Here is an 18450-nt window from a genome sequence, read left to right as displayed (position 1 = left end):
CCTGGTATGAAAGACATATTCATTCTTCTATATTTTCGGCACCTTGCATATTTAAATTAAATCTGATTTTTGCAGAAGTCTCTGGATCATAGCTGCCGTTTCCGCTCTGGTTATATAGTCCAGGGGAGCTACCGTACTACTGCTTCTTCCTGATGCTATACCAGTCTTCAGACATAATGCTATACTGTTTGGGGCATAGTCCGATATATCGCTTGCGTCCGTAAAGTTGGCCAGCAGATTCTTGACTTCACTATCGGTCAAAGATGATTCAAGGCCCGTAACCTTCATGGTATTGGCAATTATAGCCATGGCCTGCTCACGGGTTATTTTATCCCGGGGACCAAAGGCGGTTTCACTGTACCCGTTGATAATGCCGTATGCATTGGCTGCTGTAATATAACCGCAATACCAATCGCTGGCCCTAACATCATTAAATTTATTTTCTCCCTTACCCACCTCAAGCCCCAGAGCTTTGACAACGATTGCTGCAAACTCGGCACGGGTGATGTCACGGTCCGGAGCGTAATTATTGTTACCAACTCCGGTAACGACCATCCTTGATCCCATATCATTTACGGCCGCTTTGGCCCAATGAACAGAAACATCGGTGAATTCCACCCGATGCCATATTAATGTATAGGTGCTGTTGGTCAGACTATTCAGCACGGCATGATACCTGCCGTCTTTTTGCACTATTTTGGTCGGTATATGGCGAACTGTTCCATCAGGATTGACAATGATTCCGGTTGTTACTTTATGGGGATCGACAGCGTCCGGAATCTCGATAGTTCTTTCAACAAATGAGCTAAAACTGCTGATATTAACTGCTTGGTTGTTATAGGTGCAGCTTACGGCGAAATTAACCGCAGGCGCCACAATTGTGAATTCACCGGCTGCTGCAGCATTCTCAACCAATTCAGTGGTCTCAGCAGGAGGCTCTGCAATTTCTATCTGCACCTTGATGTCTTCCAGGTTAACGGACGCTCCAAACTGTTCGCTTATAGCGCCGATGTCAATTTCTGACGCAGGCAATGTATAAGTGGCTGAGTCTGTTTTAATCTCCAAAATAATTTGTTGGGCTTGCAGATCCGTGATCATTTTTCCGGTCAGCATACTCCGTGTTACGTCAGAGCCGGTTACAGGAATTGTGAGAATAGCGTTGTTTCCTGCTGCGACCAGAATACCGGCCAGTTTGGCCGGATCAACCGTCAAGGCGGTAACAGTCTGACCGTTTCTGGTTTGGGTTTCCAGGGCTCCCGCAGTCATGGTGTCACCGTTGACAATAATCGAAGCATTGTTTGATGCAGTAGTTGATGCTGCACCAGTTGTACCTGAAGAGCCGGATGTTCCTCCGCTGCCGCCTGAAGTGCTGTCAATTACTGTTATGGTAAGCGTCTGTACGTTTCCGGCGCTGAAATTAAACCTTAATACTGCCGTACCAGTTGCCTGACTTGCCAGGTAGGCTTTGAGTAGGGTTACGGTTGAACCTGTTATTATATAATCAGCGTCTTTCATCAGCACGGTAATGCCATTTTGGATACCGCTTAAAGTATTGCCGTTCAAGGTTAATGCTACCGATATATCCGCCTGAGCTGAACTCTTCTTGTCAAATGTTGCTGTAACCGGGCTGATCGTACTGTTCTGCTCGGGAGTTGCTGAAACTGCAATGGGCACGGATACGTCAACGGTCAATGCACCGTCGCTTACTACTACCACAACGGTGGTTGCTCCATATACTACCCCGGTTACCGTAACCGTTCCGCTGTTCAAGGCTGCGGTGGCTATGGCTGGATCGGGATTGTTTTTTATTGACGTGACGGTTAAGGTATCTCCGTCTGTGTCTTCGGCAACATCGCCAGCGTTAAAACTGCTGCTGCCGGTACCGGTTATGGTCTGGGTGGGTACCGGGCTTTTGGCGGTGGGAGCATGATTAACCGGTCCTGTGCTGTCTATTATGGTTATAATTAGTGTCCGTGCGCTTCCGGCGCTGAAGTTAAATGTTAATGTCAGAGTTCCGGTTGCCTGACCAGCCAGATAAGCTTTTAATATGGTTACTGTTGTTCCTGATATGCTATAATCGGTATCCTTAACCAGAGTGGCGGCACCATTTTGGATACTGCTTAGTATATTTCCGTTCAAGGTTAATATGACCGGTATATCCGCCTGGGCTGACGTCTTTTTATCAAATGTCGCCGCAGCCGGGCTTATCGTGCTGCTTGAAAACGGAATTACTGCGGTTGAAGGGGCTGAGGCCGCGCCTGTTCCAATACTGTTCGTGGCGGTAACCGTAAAGGCATAGGCGGTTCCGTTGGTCAGACCGGTTATGACGTGGCTTAAACCGGTGCTGCCCGCATTGCTGTCGATCCCCCCGGCAGGGTCTGAGGTTACCGTATAACCGGTTACGGCGCTGCCTCCGTCAGACGCCGGGGCGGTAAAGCTTACCGTGGCCTGCCGGTCTCCGGCTGTGGCGGTCACTCCGGTGGGCGCTCCGGGCACAGTTGCCGGAGTGACTGCAGCCGAAGGGGCTGAGGCCGCGCCTGTTCCAATACTGTTCGTGGCGATAACCGTAAAGGTATAGGCGGTTCCGTTGGTCAGACCGGTTATGACGTGGCTTAAACCGGTGCTGCCCGCATTGCTGTCGATCCCCCCGGCAGGGTCTGAGGTTACCGTATAACCGGTTACGGCGCTGCCTCCGTCAGACGCCGGAGCGGTAAAGCTTACCGTGGCCTGCCGGTCTCCGGCTGTGGCGGTCACTCCGGTGGGCGCTCCGGGTGCTCCTACCGGAGTGACTGCGGCCGAAGGGGCTGAGGCCGCGCCTGTTCCAATACTGTTCGTGGCGGTAACCGTAAAGGTATAGGCGGTTCCGTTGGTCAGACCGGTTATGACGTGGCTTAAACCGGTGCTGCCCGCATTGCTGTCGATCCCCCCGGCAGGGTCTGAGGTTACCGTATAACCGGTTACGGCGCTGCCTCCGTCAGACGCCGGGGCGGTAAAGCTTACCGTGGCCTGCCGGTCTCCGGCTGTGGCCGTTACTCCGGTAGGCGCTGACGGTATTCCCTTTTGAATCCGTCCGCTTTCGGGCCTGAAGGAAGAGGTGACCGAAACATATACACTGCCGCTGCCGGTATTTATTTTTCCGATACTCACTGCCTCTGAGGTCGGTCCTGCAGCAACTGTTCTAGTGGCGATCAGATCCCCTCCGGTTGGGGCATTGTATACTTTTATTATGTCATTGGCAGCAACTCCGCTAACAGTTAAAGTGTCATCTGTACCTTCAGGATTCACAGTAATCACAATATCACCGGCACATGGGGCCGGGGTCCGTAAATCCGGATATTTATTACCCGCGTCAAGATACCATACCGTACTGTAATTCCAATTGGCAAGCTGTTGTTTTAAGCTGGCATCTGTAGCCGGGGAAGCACCGCTATTTGATGCGGGAGAACCTATTCCGTTGGTTGTCACGGAATTAAGGAAGTAATTATCAGATAATAAAAAGTTTCCGTAGGTAAGTCCTGCAATCCCTCCTTGGGCACCGGCAGTACCTGCAAGGGTTCCTGCAAAATAGCAGTTCTGAACGGAAGAATCGAGGCTTGTACCATTGGTCACGTATCCAACAATTCCTCCGATAGAAGAATTGGAAGAATTCCCTGTAATGGTTGCCGTACTGTAACAATTTTTGATGCTGCCACTGCCAAATGAACCCAGAATTGCACCTTCCGAGGATTGTGCCGAACCTTCAATATAACTGCCACCTATTACATTACAGCCTTCAATAGTCCCGCTGGCAAATCCGGCCAGACCACCTACGTCACTTATGGCAGTACCTGTACATTTAACACTAATGTTGTTTAATGTCAGGTTTTTAACAGTACCGTCATATATTCTGCCAAAAAGGCCAATGCTGGTTAAATTACTGTTTATGGTCAGATTGGATATGGTTCGTCCGCTTCCATCATATATTCCTTTGAAACTATATGCATTATTGCCAATTGGAGTCAAATCAACGCCGGTCATATCAATATCGACCGTCTGCTTAAAATAAACCGCATTTACAGTGGATATATTGGCAGACATCCATACCAGATCATACGGATTATCAATAATATAGGGATCTGCTGATGTGCCGGAACCGGCCGGTGCTTCTATTTTAAGCGGTTTGCAGCATACTTCATTGGAATTGGAGCTATCTTCAGATCTCCTGGCTTTAACTGCAAAGTAATAGGGGATATTGTTGGTTAACCCGCTTACAGTATAACTAGTGCCCGTTTTGGTCATACCTGGCTCTACTTCAGTATATGCTCCTCCCTGGGTCGTACTTTGATATACTTTATAGCTGCTTGCTCCGGTTACGCTGTCCCAGCTTAAAGTTACCTGACCGTCTCCTGCGGCAGCCTTAAGATTGGCCGGGGCTGAAGGTACTGAAGACATAGCCGTTAACTCATCAGAATAAGGGCTGGTTCCGCCGGCAGTAGTGGCTGTAACTACGAAGTAATAGTTAACGCTGTTGCTGAGTCCGGTTACTGTATAGCTGGTTTCGGTTTTGACCACCCCCGCATCTACTTCGCTGTATCCTGAACCAGAGGTTGTGCTTTGATAAACCCTGTAGCTGGTCGCTCCGGTTACGCTCCCCCAGCTTAGAGTTATCTGCCCGTTGCCTTCCGTTGCGGTCAGGCCGGAGGGAGGAGCCGGGATGGTGGAAATCGGAGTGGAAGTAGTATAAGCTGAATAAGCACTTTCTGCCGAAAAATTTGTGGTGGCAGTTACTACAAAGTAATAAGGTGTACCGTTGGTCAATCCGGTTACTGTATAGCTGGTTCCGGTCTTGGCCACCCCTGCGTCTACTTCACTGTATGATCCGGCGGTTGTGCTTTTATATACTTTGTAGTAGGTTGCCCCTTTTACGCTGTCCCAGTTTAAAACCACGTTTCCATTCCCTGCAGTTGCGGTCAGATTAGCAGGGGTGGTTGAGTATATGCCGATATCATCCAAATATATGTTATAGCCAGCATCTCCATAGACAAGAAAGCCTACCCGCATGTTTGCTCCACCATATGCGGCTGCAGACAGGCTAAACGTGTATGAGGACCACCCCACCGCCGTCCCATTAACCCGATACACAGGTGAACCAATATCATTCCATGAGGTACCTCCATCTGCTGAAACCTGGAACTGAATTCGATCATTGGCACCATCTGTACCTGCATATAAATCCGGATAATGATACATGTAAAAACTTGTTTCACAGAAACCTTCGGACGGAAAAACGAAGTTGTCGGCTGTATACAGTCGAACAAGAGCTCCTTTGTCAGTCGTGTAAAATAAATTAGCCTTACCCATATAGCTTCCGTTAGGTGTAATTTCCTTAAAGGCGTTTTCCTCCGCAGTGGAAGGTTCCGTACCACACCGCGACCATTGAACACTGCTATATGTCGTAGTTAACCAGTTATTGGGCAGAGCGGATGAATTTCCGCTCGTGTTGGCCGTTTCAAAACTCTCATTGATCGGCAAGGTCAAAGTCGCTGCCGCTTCATCAGGAATTAAAAAAACGGATAAAATAAAAAAACCAAAAGTAATTAAAGAAATAATATTGATATGGTTAAAGATTTTCTTCATAGCAAGACCCCCATTAATCTATCATAGGAGATTCGATGGCTGGCTTTAGAAAATTATCTCCTTGCCGGAAACCTCAAAAGCTTTTACCGATTACAATTCGGCTGGGTCTTCATACTAAAAATTAAGAAATTTAATCTGGGAAAATTAGAAGCCGCAATACGGTAAGTAAAGATTGCGGCTTCTAGTGGTATATAGTTGCAAATATTTTTCCGTAAATTATATTATTGGGCTGCTCTGGTTATGGTTATTTCATATTTTCTGAAATCTGAACCTGTAGCGGAATTACAGATAACAGTTACCAGATTGGCTCCTGCCTGTAAAGGTATATTTTGTGATAGCTGCCCGCTTTGAACCGGCTGACTATTTACGGTTATGTTTCCTCCGCTTTCAGCGGTAGCTCTTATCTGGGCAAATGTCTTGCTGTTGGCTACAGAAGCGGTATAAATATAAGCAGCCCGGTTGAAAGCTGGATTCATGTTTCTTACCCCGTCAATTAACAACCCTGACAGATACGGACTGCTGGCCCGGGTCGGAATTACGGTATAAGTACGGCTGTCGACGCCTTCCTTGGAATTTACTACAATTGTTATGGGTCCGTTGACTCCCACATTAAGGTTGATGGGGGTTGTTGTGGGATGACCGCTGGTCACCTGAATTCCGTTAACGGTTATACCGGCATTGGCATCCTCAGCCGTTGGGGTTACAGTTATTGAACTGCCATCATAACCGATATTGGCGTTATAATTCAGAGTGGTCTTGGCGAAAGTACCAGCCAATGCGCCGTTGCTGAAGCTTATGCCGGTGAGATACGGACTGCTGGCCCTGGTTACAGCTACCGTATAGGTCTGTTTTAATCCGGAAGCTGCTGTTACTTCAATACTGATTGAATTGCTTCCCAGGTTCAGGTTAACAGGTCCGTATGGCTGCCCCGATGCAGCAGTATTGCCGTTAACCTTGATTGCGGAGGTTGGATCATCCGCCGTTGCAGTGACGGTAATAACTCCGGTGTCATTGCCGACATCGGCCGTATAATTAAATACCGTACTTGAAAAGGCAGGATTCAGAGCTCCGCTGCTGATTGTAAGGCTTCGGAGATAGGGATTGGGGGCTTCATATATTTCCAGTTCCGCGATGGAGGTCAGATATTTATTAATCCTTAATCCGGAATCCACATAAACTCTCACATATCGATAACAAACCGCACCAAACGTTCGATCGGTAATATCAGCGGAATTCTCCGTCAGACCGGTGTCTATATCATTCCAGTGACTGTTGTCACTGCTTCCTTGCAGCCTATAGCTGCGGTTATTATAGTCCGGAGACGGAAAACCGATTGCACCCATATTTTTGACCACCCAGCGGTTGATCCAGGCAGGTTTTCCCAGATCAAGCATCAGCCACCCCGGAGTAACATTGCACACCCAGCGTTTGAGCTGGTTCAAATCGTTGTCCACTGCCTTGGACGGAGCAAAAGGCATTACATAGCTGCTGGCTGTGGCGATTGTACCTAACGCTATATTTCCCATCTAACTCATCCTTTCCGCATTAATGCACCTATGCAGAATCGGTTTGGAAAGAGCACAAATGCATATGCTGTTTTAATCTCTGGTCGGATAAATACCTGATATGCATATGTAGTAATTCATACCGGAAATAGGTTCCGCACCCAGCAAGTTAGGAATGCAGAAGGTGGTTGTCCCATTCCCTCCGAATTTGTTGCCAATCAGGGAAAACAATGCTGTATTCTGCTGAATGTTCAGGGTTGCTCCGTCGCATTTCATCCACCCCAGCGGTGTAAAGGTATATGGAAACAAAACAATTTGACCTAAAAAATAGTCCATTATATTTACCTCCTTTAATAATTTAATCTCATTTAGTTTCTGGACGGATATATTCCCTGGACGGCAATATAGTATCTCATTCCCGCCGGGCATTTGTCTTCAGGAATATTGGGCAATTGGAATGTGGTCGTTCCATTTCCTCCGAAGGTCGTTCCAATCAGTGAAAAGAGTGCTTGATTCCCTGAAATGCTTAATGTTGCTCCATTACATACCATCCAGTAGGAAGGAGCATATCCATACGGTAATAATTCGATATCGCCTAACAACGGGTCCATTCTTATACCTCCTCTCCATAGACTTAACCGATGCTTCCCCATTATTAATGGGATGATGTCTGGTTAACTATCTATAATAGTAAAACTCCGTCTATTTTCTATCCATCTTTTATGATTCTATACATTAAATGGTTTTTCCTCCGTGTGTTTTTTTATTTTTCCATTTCTTTCCTTACTCTCCATATCAAAGACCAAGCAGATTGTTTTTTTATAATGCGCCGTGCCGGGGAATCAAACGATATTGATAACCAATAAAGCAGTTCCTGTAAAATGCCAGTCTTAAACCTTGCGGTGTCTTGCCGAAAGAAAAGATGCAACAATAAACAGGACAAAAAAGAGAGCACCATATGGTGCTCATTTATGAAGGAGGAGTTATTAAAGCAAACTACGGGTCAGTGATCCCGCCAGTTTAACCTGTGCTGAAACTACGCTGGCAATCTGTAAGATTACCCTGATTTATTAGGCCATGCGCTTGCCTGCCTCCATCATGCTCTTTTTTTCGTATCTGACGATATTGATGAGATTATCCTTGTTCAGATCGTCAACCAGGTAGAGCGCCCCGTCGGCGTGATCTGCCAGTTTCTCCAGGAAGTTGCGGTTAGACTCTACCCCGATGCATATCAGTCGAATTTTATTCTCCTTGATATGGGCAGCCGCTTCCAGAGCATCAGCTTTGGCATCCAGAGTCCAGAGCGGAGTATTGGGTATGCCATCGGTTATCAATACCAGCAGCGGGTTCTTGACCCGATTGTTTTTGATAAGGTCCACTGCCGTCACGATACCGTTGGCCATAGGAGTCAAACCCGCCGGACTGATAGTAGACAAACCTCTGCTCAGTACCCTTTGGTTGCGGGTAAAGGGTACTACCACATTGCTGCTGCGTTCCTGAAAAGTAACTACGGCCACCTTTTCTTTGCCGCTGATAAGCAGGTGTTCCGCCAGGAAACAGGCCGCCTGCCTCTTATCACCCGCCATACTGCCGCTAGCGTCAATTAACAGACAGATATCAATTGGCACGTAGGTTTTTTTATCATAGAAATGCAAATCCTGTTTTTTTACCGTAAAATGCTGATCTCCCCGTAGAAAGCTGTTTTTCTTGGCCTGGATTATTGTTTCCGGCACTGCCAGGTCACCGGACCAGCTTTTATCGGGATCATTAATCGTCCGGTTGCGATTGGTGTATTCAACCTGAGCTGTTTTACGCTCCATTTTGCCCAGTTTCTTAAAACGTCCACTACCTCCGGACGGCGCCCGACGAACATTACGGCGGATTTCGGTTTCCAGCTCGCACTTGTGGTTGACCACAAACTCTTTCAGTTGGAGGCCTTTTTTAGTAAGCACCTTACCCAGAATACTATTCTTGATCAGCCCCAGTTCCTCCAACTGCTCAACATCATGCTCTACGTCTCCCCATTTTTTCTTCTGCTGTTCTATGCCTTTGCGTTTAAAAATATTGGTGGAGTAGCTCTCCATAAATTCTTCTATTTCATCCACACCGCCGAATTTTTCGGCCAGCTTAAGAATCAGCTGGTTGACGTTCTCTTTATCGGGAAGCTGACGGGCATTTTGACCTTTGAAATTCTTCCAGGGCAGTTTTATATATCCGGCATAGCTTTCCCGTTCTTCTTTCTGGTTGCCATGCGTAATGTTGCGTACCTTGGACAGCTTTACCCCGGATGCCAGTACCACTTCTTCAACTGCCTCAGCCATGACATAGACCAAGTAGTATTCCTCCCGACTGAGGCGGGCCAGAATGTGAACATGGTCATACCCCTCTTCTCCTTGGATAAAAGGCTTTACCACATCCTGAAACAAATCGTACAGAAGCCCTTTACCCTGATTGGTGGTTATAAAAATCTTGTTGGCAAAGCTGCTGACCAGCTTAAAACGCTCATCCTCGGCATATTGCAGCTGCGGGTCCTTTTCCAGGAAATGTTCATCCAGAGCCCAGAAAATTACCCGGGCAACATCACGGGGGTCTATTTCCCCTGCCTTGTGATATACATCAATATGAACAATCTGATCAACATCTACATAGTCCAGATAAGTTTTACCGGCGTCCCGGTTGATAAGAATCTTTATCTGGCCCTTGACCCTCTTTTCCGGCATTCTGGCATGAGCCCGGCGGCTGGCTACCGTACTTTCACCCAGTCTTACGCCCTGGTTTTGACCAAAATAGAGGCTGAGATAATTGCCTACGGAAGCGGCCTTGTCAACGTTAGTCTGTTCACCCAGCATAAGACCACACCCCCTTTAATAGTCCCCCGGGGTTAAGGTTTTCTCGGTGTGTACCAGCTCCCCCCGATGCATATCCTTTAGTGGACGGGCTATCTGCTGAAAATAATCGGGGTTTTCTTCATCCTTTTTGTTTTTCTTATTTTTAAAACTTAGAATGCTGTCTTTTGAACCCCGGGAATCTACGTCGTTAATCATCCGTACCAGGGTATCGCCATCAACCCGGTGCTTCAACACCAGTGGAATCATATAAGTAACATCGGTAATCATAACCTTATCCCTATTCTTCAAAACACTGTGCAACACTGCTCCCTGCTGCATGGCTTCAATGGCCCGGATGCTTTCCAGATTATGTTTTATATACAGACGGGCGATAAAATTACGCAGGAAATCAGGGAGATCTGTTTTTTCATACATAGCTGCCCAGTTGATGATGTCGTTGCGGTACTGGTCATTTTTCTTTTCATCAACTTCCGCCATTTCCGCTTTATGAGCCTGCCTTACCCGGTGAAAATGGGAGTTCTCCTCCAGCATGCTGGACAATACATCCAGGGAGTCAGGCCGGCCCATATAGCATACCATGTCGAAACGGTCGGACAACTGCCGGCGTATTTCCTCCAGCGGCCCCGGGTCTTCATCTGGGTTGGAGGCTGCCCAGACCGAAACGTTAACCGGTATCTCCACTACCGGCAGTCCCGCTTCTTCAATCTGTATATGACCGGGTTTATTGCCCATAACATCCAATAATATGTCGGTGATTTCTGGAGAGGTGTCGGCAAGCCGGTTAATTTCATCAATGAATATTATGCCCCGGTGGGCTTGCGGGATAAGCCCGGGAAGCAATTGGGCTTCAGGATGGGTGGGATCAGTTAACCGGGCCAGATCAATACTGCCTGCAACCGTACCAATCTTGGCTGAGTGAGAGATTTCCAGAAAAGGCATAGGAATAACTTCTGTTCCGATAGCATTAATTTCCTCTGCACTCAGGTTTTTATGATGCGGACAATGGGGAGCAGCCGGATCACAATTATAAATACATCCCCGAATACGTTCAATAGTAGGGAGTATTCCTCGTGCCGCCCGCATTATTGTGGTCTTTCCGGTACCCCTCAATCCTTCCGCGTGTATATGCAGGGGCTCCCCCACATAGCTGGAAACGACCGACATTGTTACCAGTTCAAACAGGGCTTCATTACCCTCGTAACGTTCGAGCTTATAAAAAGGTATCATGAGCATCACTCCAATCTCTTGCCTGTTACATTTACAACATCCAATAGACAAATCTGCTGCTTATATCTGCTATATACAAATGGAATGCTTCAAGTCTGTATATTTAATTGCTTCTCTATTCCCGAATAGTTTTACTCCGCACAGCTATTCAGGTTTATAAACTCCTCCTTCTCCCCCCTTTGCATTTAATTAACGTTCTTCTCCCACAACTATACTATAAATCATTTTGTGATTTTTTTCTCTATATATGTTATAGTTGGTTGTATTAGGCGGATACTTTGCACTAGCTTGCATTGCTTTTCACATTTTTAGGGTTTTTTCGAAAAAGTAGTAAATAGTAAGGGGGACGCACCTCAAAAGGCCTTCCCCCCAACCGTTTTAATGTAAACAATATCCCGGCCAGTAAGTCTCGAAATAATTGATATTGGGTATATTGTATCAGTTTTTAGGTTTCATTTGCATTTTTTTAGGTATGATTCGTTTTATCTCAAATCCCCAGCTTTTGCCTCAGCAATTTGGCCTTGGAACGGCTCAGAATAATATCTTTATTGCAGTTTTCCAGGTGCAGGAGATAAGAGCCTTCCCCAAAATTAATAATCTCTTTAATAAAGTTGATGTTAACAATAAAGGCCTGATGGGCTCTGAAAAAATTAATACTGTTTAAGCGGTTTTCCAGTTCATTAAGGGTGTAGTTGCTGAGGTAGCCCCCGTCACAGGTACATATATAAACCTTTTTCCCCTGGCTCTCACAAAATACAATATCTTCCTGGTTTAATAAAGATATTTTACCCTTTTCCCGTACCGGCAGTTTGTTGGAATATATTTCATAATTGCGGTAGCGTTCCAGGATTAAGTCAATACGCTCTTTTAATTTGCCTTTTACCAGTTCTTCGATAATATCTTGATGGGCTATCTGTTGCTTGGCCCGTTCAATAGTACGTTCAATACGACTCTGTTCAATTGGTTTCACAATATAATCCAGGGCCCCCAATTCGTAAGCTTCTACTGCCATATCCTTTTTAACGGTGATGAAAGCAAACAAGGGCAAATCTTTTAATTGCCTTAATTTATGCGCGGTCTCCAAACCGCCCATTTCCGGCATGGTAATATCCAGGAAAACCAGATCCACTTTTTTTTCCTGGCATAGCAGGAGAGCCTCCAGGCCATGCGAAGCTTCCCCTACAATCGCAACGTCTTTGATTTGCTCAAGCACATAGCGGAGTACTATTCTTTCCCGTTCATCATCATCAACGATTAACAGCCTTACAGACATGGTTATTAACCAACCCCTATTCCTGGGTATAAGCCATTTTTATAAGACAGCGCCTATTGTTAATATATAGGTTTTACAGAGATATAACAATATCTATTTGCCGCTGCATACTTTAAAAGAGCACTGCTTTTTGCTAATCTAGTGAGCAGAGGAGGTGTAATCATGCGTTATGAAGGAACCGTATACCGCCCCCCTAGTGAAGCCCATAGTCTCTTGATTCAGGCCAGTATAGGCTGCCCCCATAATAAATGCACCTTTTGCAATATGTACAAAAAAACTAAATTCCGGCTGCGTTCGGTTGAGGAAATCAAAGAAGACCTGGCCGCGGCCCGGGGCTATTATGGGGAATATATAGAATCACTCTTTTTCCCGGATGGAAATACGATAGTGATGAAAACGGAGCGACTGGTGGAAATATTAAATTATGCCCGCCAGTTGTTTCCCCGCCTGCAGCGTATAACCGTCTATGGTTCAGCCCGTTTTGTGGACCGCAAAAGCGATGAGGAGCTGCGCCAGCTTAAGGCAGCCGGACTAAGCCGGATACACACCGGTATGGAAAGCGGCGACGACGTTACCCTGGAAAGAATAAAAAAAGGGACCAATGCCGAACAGATAATATCTGCCGGTTTAAAACTGAAGAAAGCCGGTATCGATGTCAGCGAATATTACCTTACCGGGGTCGGCGGGCTGGAAAGAAGCAAGGAACATGCCATTAACAGTGCCCGGGTACTGAGCGTCTTTAGCCCTGACTTTATCAGAATAAGGACCCTGGTTCCCTACCCTGGTACTCCGCTCTATGAAGAGTACGGCCAGGGCAATTTTACATTATTAACCCCCCACCAGGCCTTGCAGGAACTGCGCTGGCTGGTGGAAAATCTGGAATGCGACCGCAGCATGGTTTTAAGCGATCATGTCGCCAACTATTGGAATGTACAAGGTAAGCTGCCCGAAGATAAACACAAAATGCTGGCCTCCATTGATCACGCCCTTTCCCTGGACAGGTCGCATTTTCGTCCCCCCCACCTGAGCAGATTGTAAATAATGTCTCCCGCTGAGACAGTGTCTCAGCGGGTAATACCACTAGCGTCTTGATTGTGCAACAAATTAATTGAATATTCTTGAAAGTGAATCCGGCTTAAAGCCCTTAACGGCGGGTAAATTACGTAGGCATATAATTAAGGCACAGAATTTGCATATATAAATAATATGGGGGGATTAGATATAGGGTTAATACCATTACTAACAGGGGCTTGATCGGCTTTTAAAGCCCCTTTTTTTTGCCCTCAGATATTTATCATGAGCCCGCCTTCACCGGCATAAGTGCCGATGGTGGCGCTCATTTCGGATATAATTATCTCGTTGGCCGGATTATAGCGGTCTTTTATCTCTTCGCTGAGGTGAATCGCATCCCGCTCACAGTTCACATGGCTTATTCCAATCAGTTTGTCCTTTACCGAACTGCCTGCCACCTCTCCCAGCATGCTTACCAGCCGGTGCATAGCCTTCTTTCTTCCCTTAACCTTCTCAATCACCTCGGGAACACCCTGATCATTTCCCCTCAAGATGGGCTTTATATGTAACAATGTGCCAGCCAGGCCTTCGATTCGGCTGAGGCGACCGCCTTTTACCACATTTTCCAGTGTATCCAGGGTAAAAATGACTTCCCTGCTCGCCCGCATCTGGTTTAACCGTTCCATAATACGGTCCGTCGACAAACCCTGGGCAGCCATACGGGCAGCCTTGATAGCCATGATACCTGTTCCCAGAGATGCGGTAAGGGTATCGAAGATTTTAACCTTTTCACTGCCCAGCATATTGCAGGCCAGCTGTGCCGTCTGGTAAGTACTGCTAAGCCCCGAGGAAAGACTGACAAAAAGAACCTCTCCGACGTCTTTTAACCCTTTCTCGAAATACTCAATAAAGATATTGGGGTCAGGAGCGGAAGTCTTGGGAAGTATTTTGGCAAGTTTCATTTTTTTAACAAAATTAGCCGGTCCCAGTTCAAAACGGTCCAGAAAGGTCTCCCCGTTATCAAAGGTAACCTTTAGCGGTATCATCTCGATACTGTATTTTCCCAGCTCGCTGTCAGGCAAGTCGCAGGACGTATCAGTTATTATCCTTAAAGCCATTATTCTCCTCCTAACCTCCCATAACGGTAGATATAATTACTGTTGCAGCTTTGCCGCTCCCGGCGGGACGATATATATTTCCTCTCCCCGGAGGTCAAAGAACTCACTGAGCTTCCAGTAAACTCCCCGGCTCAAACGGGTATCGGCCTCCCATCTGAAGCTTATATAAGGAACATCACCTTTGAGATAGAGCTTGAGCTCATTCAAGAGCGCCATCTCCTGCAAATCATGAAAGCAAAGCTTTACCCTTCCATCCTCATCTTCTGTATATCCGGTAGCCAGAAACGGCACATCTTCCACGGTTATCGGATTGATATCTTCACCCAACTTTATGCAATAGCTGCCATCGTCCTGACGCTCGATGTTCCTGGCCAGGATATTTAAAATGTTGCGGCGAAACATCTCCGCCTGACCAAAATACCACTTGCCATCTTTTTTTATGATTATCTCTGTGAGTTCCATCATTTACCCTCCCTGCATGTTGCTTCCCTATATTTTACTGCAAATCTTTCCCGGAAAGCAAAAAAAGGCAAGTACACAGCATTAAGCCAGGAACTTATTCCTGGCTCACTCCGGCTGATTTATTTGGGGAGCGGCGGCATTACATGTTTTCAACATTTTTTAACTGCAAAGACCTCTGGTATATGGCTTCGATCTCCCGATTGCTTATTTCCTGATTATTCATCTTGAGTCCGGCCAGGCCCAGCCCATGCTTTTGCCCCAGCTCACGCAGATAGTTGACTGTCTCCAGCGGCATCTTGGAGCCGATGCTGCAGTCATTATAATCGCCTTCCAGGGCCAGCAGCACCGTTTCCGAAAGACAGGCCAGGTTTACACCATCACGGTAGCCCAGATTAGGGCCGAAGGCTATGTCGCTCGGATACTGTACCAGCCCCCCCTCAAGGATAAGAACATCATCCCGTTCTTTAAAGACCTGCGGTGATACATCAGCCGGGCGGGCAACATCACAAACAACCGCCCCAGGCTTAAGATGCCGGGGATAAATAATGTAATCCGGAGAATTGCTGGCCGCCACAATCATATCACACAAAGGCAGGGTTTCATCCACCTCTACACTAGCCTTTAACGGCAAATCTATGTCCAGATGGTCACATATATCGGATAACATCTGGGTGGATAGATCCACTCCGTCAAGGAGTACCTGAGCGAAATTCCGCGCCCGGGAATCATCCTGCGCCATCAGCATATCCACCGTTTGCTTTAACCACTCACTTAAGCCGCTTAGCTTACCTGCCTTCATTCTCTGGTGAGCATAGGTGAAGAGATCGGAGAACAGCGATTTTAACCTCCGGCTGCTGCTGTTCAGCCGGTTAGGATTGCCCAGCAGGGTTATCCGGCTTATTTGTTCAGATAATATAAGAGCGCATGCACGGCCGATAGAACCGGTTGCCCCCACTACCGCAGCCCGAGCCTGAGTAAGATCGATATGCATTCTGCAGGCTCCGGCAAATAAAGCTTCCACAGCCATAAGAGTGGTAAAACTGTTGCCGCTGGTTATAGCCACTCCCCGCCCCTGCACTGATCTCCCCCCCCGGGTCACCACCGAAGTCAAGGCCCCCAGCCCAACTATTCCGGCGCCCAGCTCCTTACCCAAATCGACAGCTTCAGCAATCGCCGCTGTTGTTTCCTCCCGGGGCAGGCTCATGATCTCCCGGGCGCCAAAGGGCACTCCGATTAACCAGCCTTCGGCGATTTTGCCATCTCTTGACCTGATGGCCGGCATGTGGCAAACCACATCCACTCCGGGACTGTCTTTTTGCCAATCCAGGAAGCGGTATAGCTCCTGACGAGTAAATGAATTAAAAGACGGGTTGTTAGCTATTACATCTTCCGGACCCGGGTAATGAATGATAAAGGCAAACTTCTGGGTGGGTTCTTCCCCTTCACGAAGTTCAGTGCTCTTTATTTTACGACTGATCGGACGATAATCTATAATTTCCTCAACTTTGCTGCAATCGCCGATCAGGTAGCGATAAAACTTGGCAAAATCACGCTTGCTGACAATTCTGCAGACTACCTCCAAAGCTTCCAGAACATAGTCAATATCCTCATAAGATATGTCTAACGAAGGCTCCAGTCTTAAGGTCATAGAGTCATTTAGAAAAGGCGCCAGCCGAATGTGATATACATTGAGCAGAAAACCAACCACCAGGGCGGTAAACCCGCCGTAGTTGACCATAAAAGCCATGTCGTAGGAGCCGGTATCGCGCAGGTCATGGAATTCCAAGCCCAACATAAGACCGCGGCCACGGACTTCCTTGACCGCATCCGGGTAGCGTTCTGCCAGTTTCCTTAACTTATCCAGAATATAATCGCCTTTGTCAGCTACTTCCCGTATAATCTCTTGTTTATTGGCGAGCAGTTTTTCCAATACCGCCTGACCTACATAACAGGTCAGATTATTATTGGCGAAAGTTGAACTGTGCAGCATACCAAAATCATCGTTCCATACCGCAGAGTTGCTGATACAGACCCCCATGGGCAGCAGTCCGCCCCCTAAGGCTTTAGCCAGAAGCAGGATATCCGGTTCAATGCCATCGTATTCACAGGCAAACAGTTTCCCGGTTCGGCCCAGACCAGTTTGGATTTCATCGACAATAAGGGCTGCCCCATAAGCTGTACATATTTCCCGGGCTGCAGCCAGGTAACCGGGCTCGGCCACGATTATACCGCCTTCACCCTGCACCGGCTCGACAATAAAAGCTGCAATATTACTGCCATGTTCGGCAAAAACCTGTTGTAATGCCTTTACATCGTTGTAGGGTATCGTTATGAATCCGGGAATCGGCGCAAAGAAAGGCTTCTGATAAGATTCTTTGCCGGTGGCTGACAAAGCCCCCATGGTCTTGCCGTGAAAACTGTTTTTAGTCGAAACTATCATTTCTCTGCCGCTGCCGGAACGGACCATTTTAATAGCGGTTTCCACCGCTTCGGTGCCACTCTGGCAAAAAGTACAATAGCAAAGGTCGCCCGGAGTAACATCTGCCAGCATATTGGCCAGTTTCAAGGCTTCCCCCGGCAGGGAAGGCTGAACCAAACTGGGCAGGGATTTTTCCCTTACTTCCTGCAGCCGTTCCCAGATAAAATCAGGGTTATACCCGAAGGGAACCGCCCCGTACTGGGAAATGAAGTCCAGATAACGCCGGTTATTTCCATCGACCAGGTAGTGTCCCTGTCCTGATACGTAGTTCTTATCCAGTTGAAACAGGCTCAATGTTTCTTTTAAGGTGGGGTTAAGAAGATCTTTACGCAGGTTTGGCATCTTCAATTCTCCCTTCATTCCTCGTGCACAAGTTTGTGCAATAATTGCTTTGGTATAGATTACATTTTATTAATAAAAATCAACCTGTCAAATTATTTAAGCAATTCTAGGTTTTATCGCAGTCATAAATATTTTATTTACTGTTGTTTGGCCCCCTTAATGTATATTCTTATCTAAATTGGCAATATTAACACTAAATTAATTTACAAAATGGAAAGGAGGCTTCCCAGTGGAAGATCATGAAATCAAAACTGAGGAAGGTTATGATCTTGGAACATTTAATTTCCTCAAGGCCGGATGGTGGATACTTCATGTAGTAGCTATAGTAGGGTTGTTCTACCTTGGCTACCTATATGGCGGAGCATTTTTTTAAAAAAGTGTTATCATGAACCGGACCGGTGGGTTGATTATCCATCGGTTCTTGTTTTTTTGCTTTTCCCCCTCCCCCTCATGTCTGCCTTGACTAACCGGGAAATTGATGATCGGAAATTTCGCGCTGATTTTTTATTTCATTTGCAGGTATTATTAATCCTTAGGATAATTAATAATTAAGGTAGTAAGGTGTAAA

General features: G+C 46.8%; 12 protein-coding genes. 2 read left to right on the top strand and 10 right to left on the bottom strand.

Annotated elements, in window-relative coordinates:
* Positions 1-51 precede the first annotated feature (51 nt).
* The 7 genes from ACU70B_RS04535 to ACU70B_RS04505 form a co-directional block, all read right to left on the bottom strand.
* On the bottom strand, positions 52-5616 hold the full coding sequence (locus ACU70B_RS04535) for a fibronectin type III domain-containing protein (protein ID WP_447185158.1): 5565 nt from the start codon (positions 5614-5616) through the stop codon (positions 52-54).
* A 221-nt stretch (positions 5617-5837) separates the two neighbouring features.
* Complete coding sequence (locus tag ACU70B_RS04530) at positions 5838-7142, bottom strand: cadherin-like beta sandwich domain-containing protein (protein ID WP_447185157.1); 1305 nt, start codon at positions 7140-7142, stop codon at positions 5838-5840.
* Positions 7143-7214: 72 nt separating this feature from the next.
* Entirely contained in the window at positions 7215-7457 is a 243-nt protein-coding gene (locus ACU70B_RS04525; RefSeq protein ID WP_447185156.1) for a phage tail protein, read from the bottom strand.
* 32 nt (positions 7458-7489) lie between these two features.
* Positions 7490-7732, bottom strand: coding sequence for a tail fiber protein (locus ACU70B_RS04520; RefSeq protein WP_447185155.1), 243 nt, complete (start codon positions 7730-7732; stop codon positions 7490-7492).
* Positions 7733-8191: 459 nt separating this feature from the next.
* Positions 8192-9970: a vWA domain-containing protein gene (locus ACU70B_RS04515; RefSeq protein WP_447185154.1), complete on the bottom strand. Its 1779-nt coding sequence runs from the start codon at positions 9968-9970 to the stop codon at positions 8192-8194.
* 15 nt (positions 9971-9985) lie between these two features.
* A complete protein-coding gene (locus ACU70B_RS04510) occupies positions 9986-11197 on the bottom strand; it encodes a magnesium chelatase ATPase subunit I (protein WP_447185153.1) in 1212 nt (403 codons plus the stop codon).
* Between the two features lie 487 nt (positions 11198-11684).
* A complete protein-coding gene (locus tag ACU70B_RS04505; RefSeq protein WP_447185152.1) occupies positions 11685-12470 on the bottom strand; it encodes a LytR/AlgR family response regulator transcription factor in 786 nt (261 codons plus the stop codon).
* A gap of 162 nt (positions 12471-12632) precedes the next feature.
* On the opposite strand from ACU70B_RS04505, the gene ACU70B_RS04500 reads away from it, so the two are divergent.
* Positions 12633-13508, top strand: a complete 876-nt coding sequence (locus ACU70B_RS04500) for a radical SAM protein (protein WP_447185151.1) — start codon at positions 12633-12635, stop codon at positions 13506-13508.
* Positions 13509-13753: 245 nt separating this feature from the next.
* Here ACU70B_RS04500 and ACU70B_RS04495 read toward each other — a convergent pair whose 3' ends face one another.
* From ACU70B_RS04495 to ACU70B_RS04485, 3 genes are all read right to left on the bottom strand, one after another.
* Positions 13754-14599, bottom strand: a complete 846-nt coding sequence (locus tag ACU70B_RS04495; RefSeq protein ID WP_447185150.1) for a DegV family protein — start codon at positions 14597-14599, stop codon at positions 13754-13756.
* A 36-nt stretch (positions 14600-14635) separates the two neighbouring features.
* Positions 14636-15064, bottom strand: a complete 429-nt coding sequence (locus ACU70B_RS04490) for a DUF1285 domain-containing protein (RefSeq protein WP_447185149.1) — start codon at positions 15062-15064, stop codon at positions 14636-14638.
* Between the two features lie 136 nt (positions 15065-15200).
* Positions 15201-17882, bottom strand: coding sequence for an aminotransferase class III-fold pyridoxal phosphate-dependent enzyme (locus tag ACU70B_RS04485; protein WP_447185148.1), 2682 nt, complete (start codon positions 17880-17882; stop codon positions 15201-15203).
* Between the two features lie 229 nt (positions 17883-18111).
* Between ACU70B_RS04485 and ACU70B_RS04480 the strand changes: the two genes are divergently transcribed.
* On the top strand, positions 18112-18255 hold the full coding sequence (locus ACU70B_RS04480) for a hypothetical protein (protein ID WP_447185147.1): 144 nt from the start codon (positions 18112-18114) through the stop codon (positions 18253-18255).
* Positions 18256-18450: the final 195 nt, after the last annotated feature.

The sequence above is a fragment of the Syntrophomonas curvata genome (assembly GCF_052976825.1).
This window is presented reverse-complemented; position numbering and strand designations above follow the sequence as displayed.

Bases quoted from the DNA above. Each gene is read 5' to 3' on its own strand.
- ACU70B_RS04535 (WP_447185158.1), bottom strand. From the start codon at position 5,616: ATGAAGAAAATCTTTAACCATATCAATATTATTTCTTTAATTACTTTT.
- ACU70B_RS04530 (WP_447185157.1), bottom strand. From the start codon at position 7,142: ATGGGAAATATAGCGTTAGGTACAATCGCCACAGCCAGCAGCTATGTA.
- ACU70B_RS04525 (WP_447185156.1), bottom strand. From the start codon at position 7,457: ATGGACTATTTTTTAGGTCAAATTGTTTTGTTTCCATATACCTTTACA.
- ACU70B_RS04520 (WP_447185155.1), bottom strand. From the start codon at position 7,732: ATGGACCCGTTGTTAGGCGATATCGAATTATTACCGTATGGATATGCT.
- ACU70B_RS04515 (WP_447185154.1), bottom strand. From the start codon at position 9,970: ATGCTGGGTGAACAGACTAACGTTGACAAGGCCGCTTCCGTAGGCAAT.
- ACU70B_RS04510 (WP_447185153.1), bottom strand. From the start codon at position 11,197: ATGATACCTTTTTATAAGCTCGAACGTTACGAGGGTAATGAAGCCCTG.
- ACU70B_RS04505 (WP_447185152.1), bottom strand. From the start codon at position 12,470: ATGTCTGTAAGGCTGTTAATCGTTGATGATGATGAACGGGAAAGAATA.
- ACU70B_RS04500 (WP_447185151.1), top strand. From the start codon at position 12,633: ATGCGTTATGAAGGAACCGTATACCGCCCCCCTAGTGAAGCCCATAGT.
- ACU70B_RS04495 (WP_447185150.1), bottom strand. From the start codon at position 14,599: ATGGCTTTAAGGATAATAACTGATACGTCCTGCGACTTGCCTGACAGC.
- ACU70B_RS04490 (WP_447185149.1), bottom strand. From the start codon at position 15,064: ATGATGGAACTCACAGAGATAATCATAAAAAAAGATGGCAAGTGGTAT.
- ACU70B_RS04485 (WP_447185148.1), bottom strand. From the start codon at position 17,882: ATGCCAAACCTGCGTAAAGATCTTCTTAACCCCACCTTAAAAGAAACA.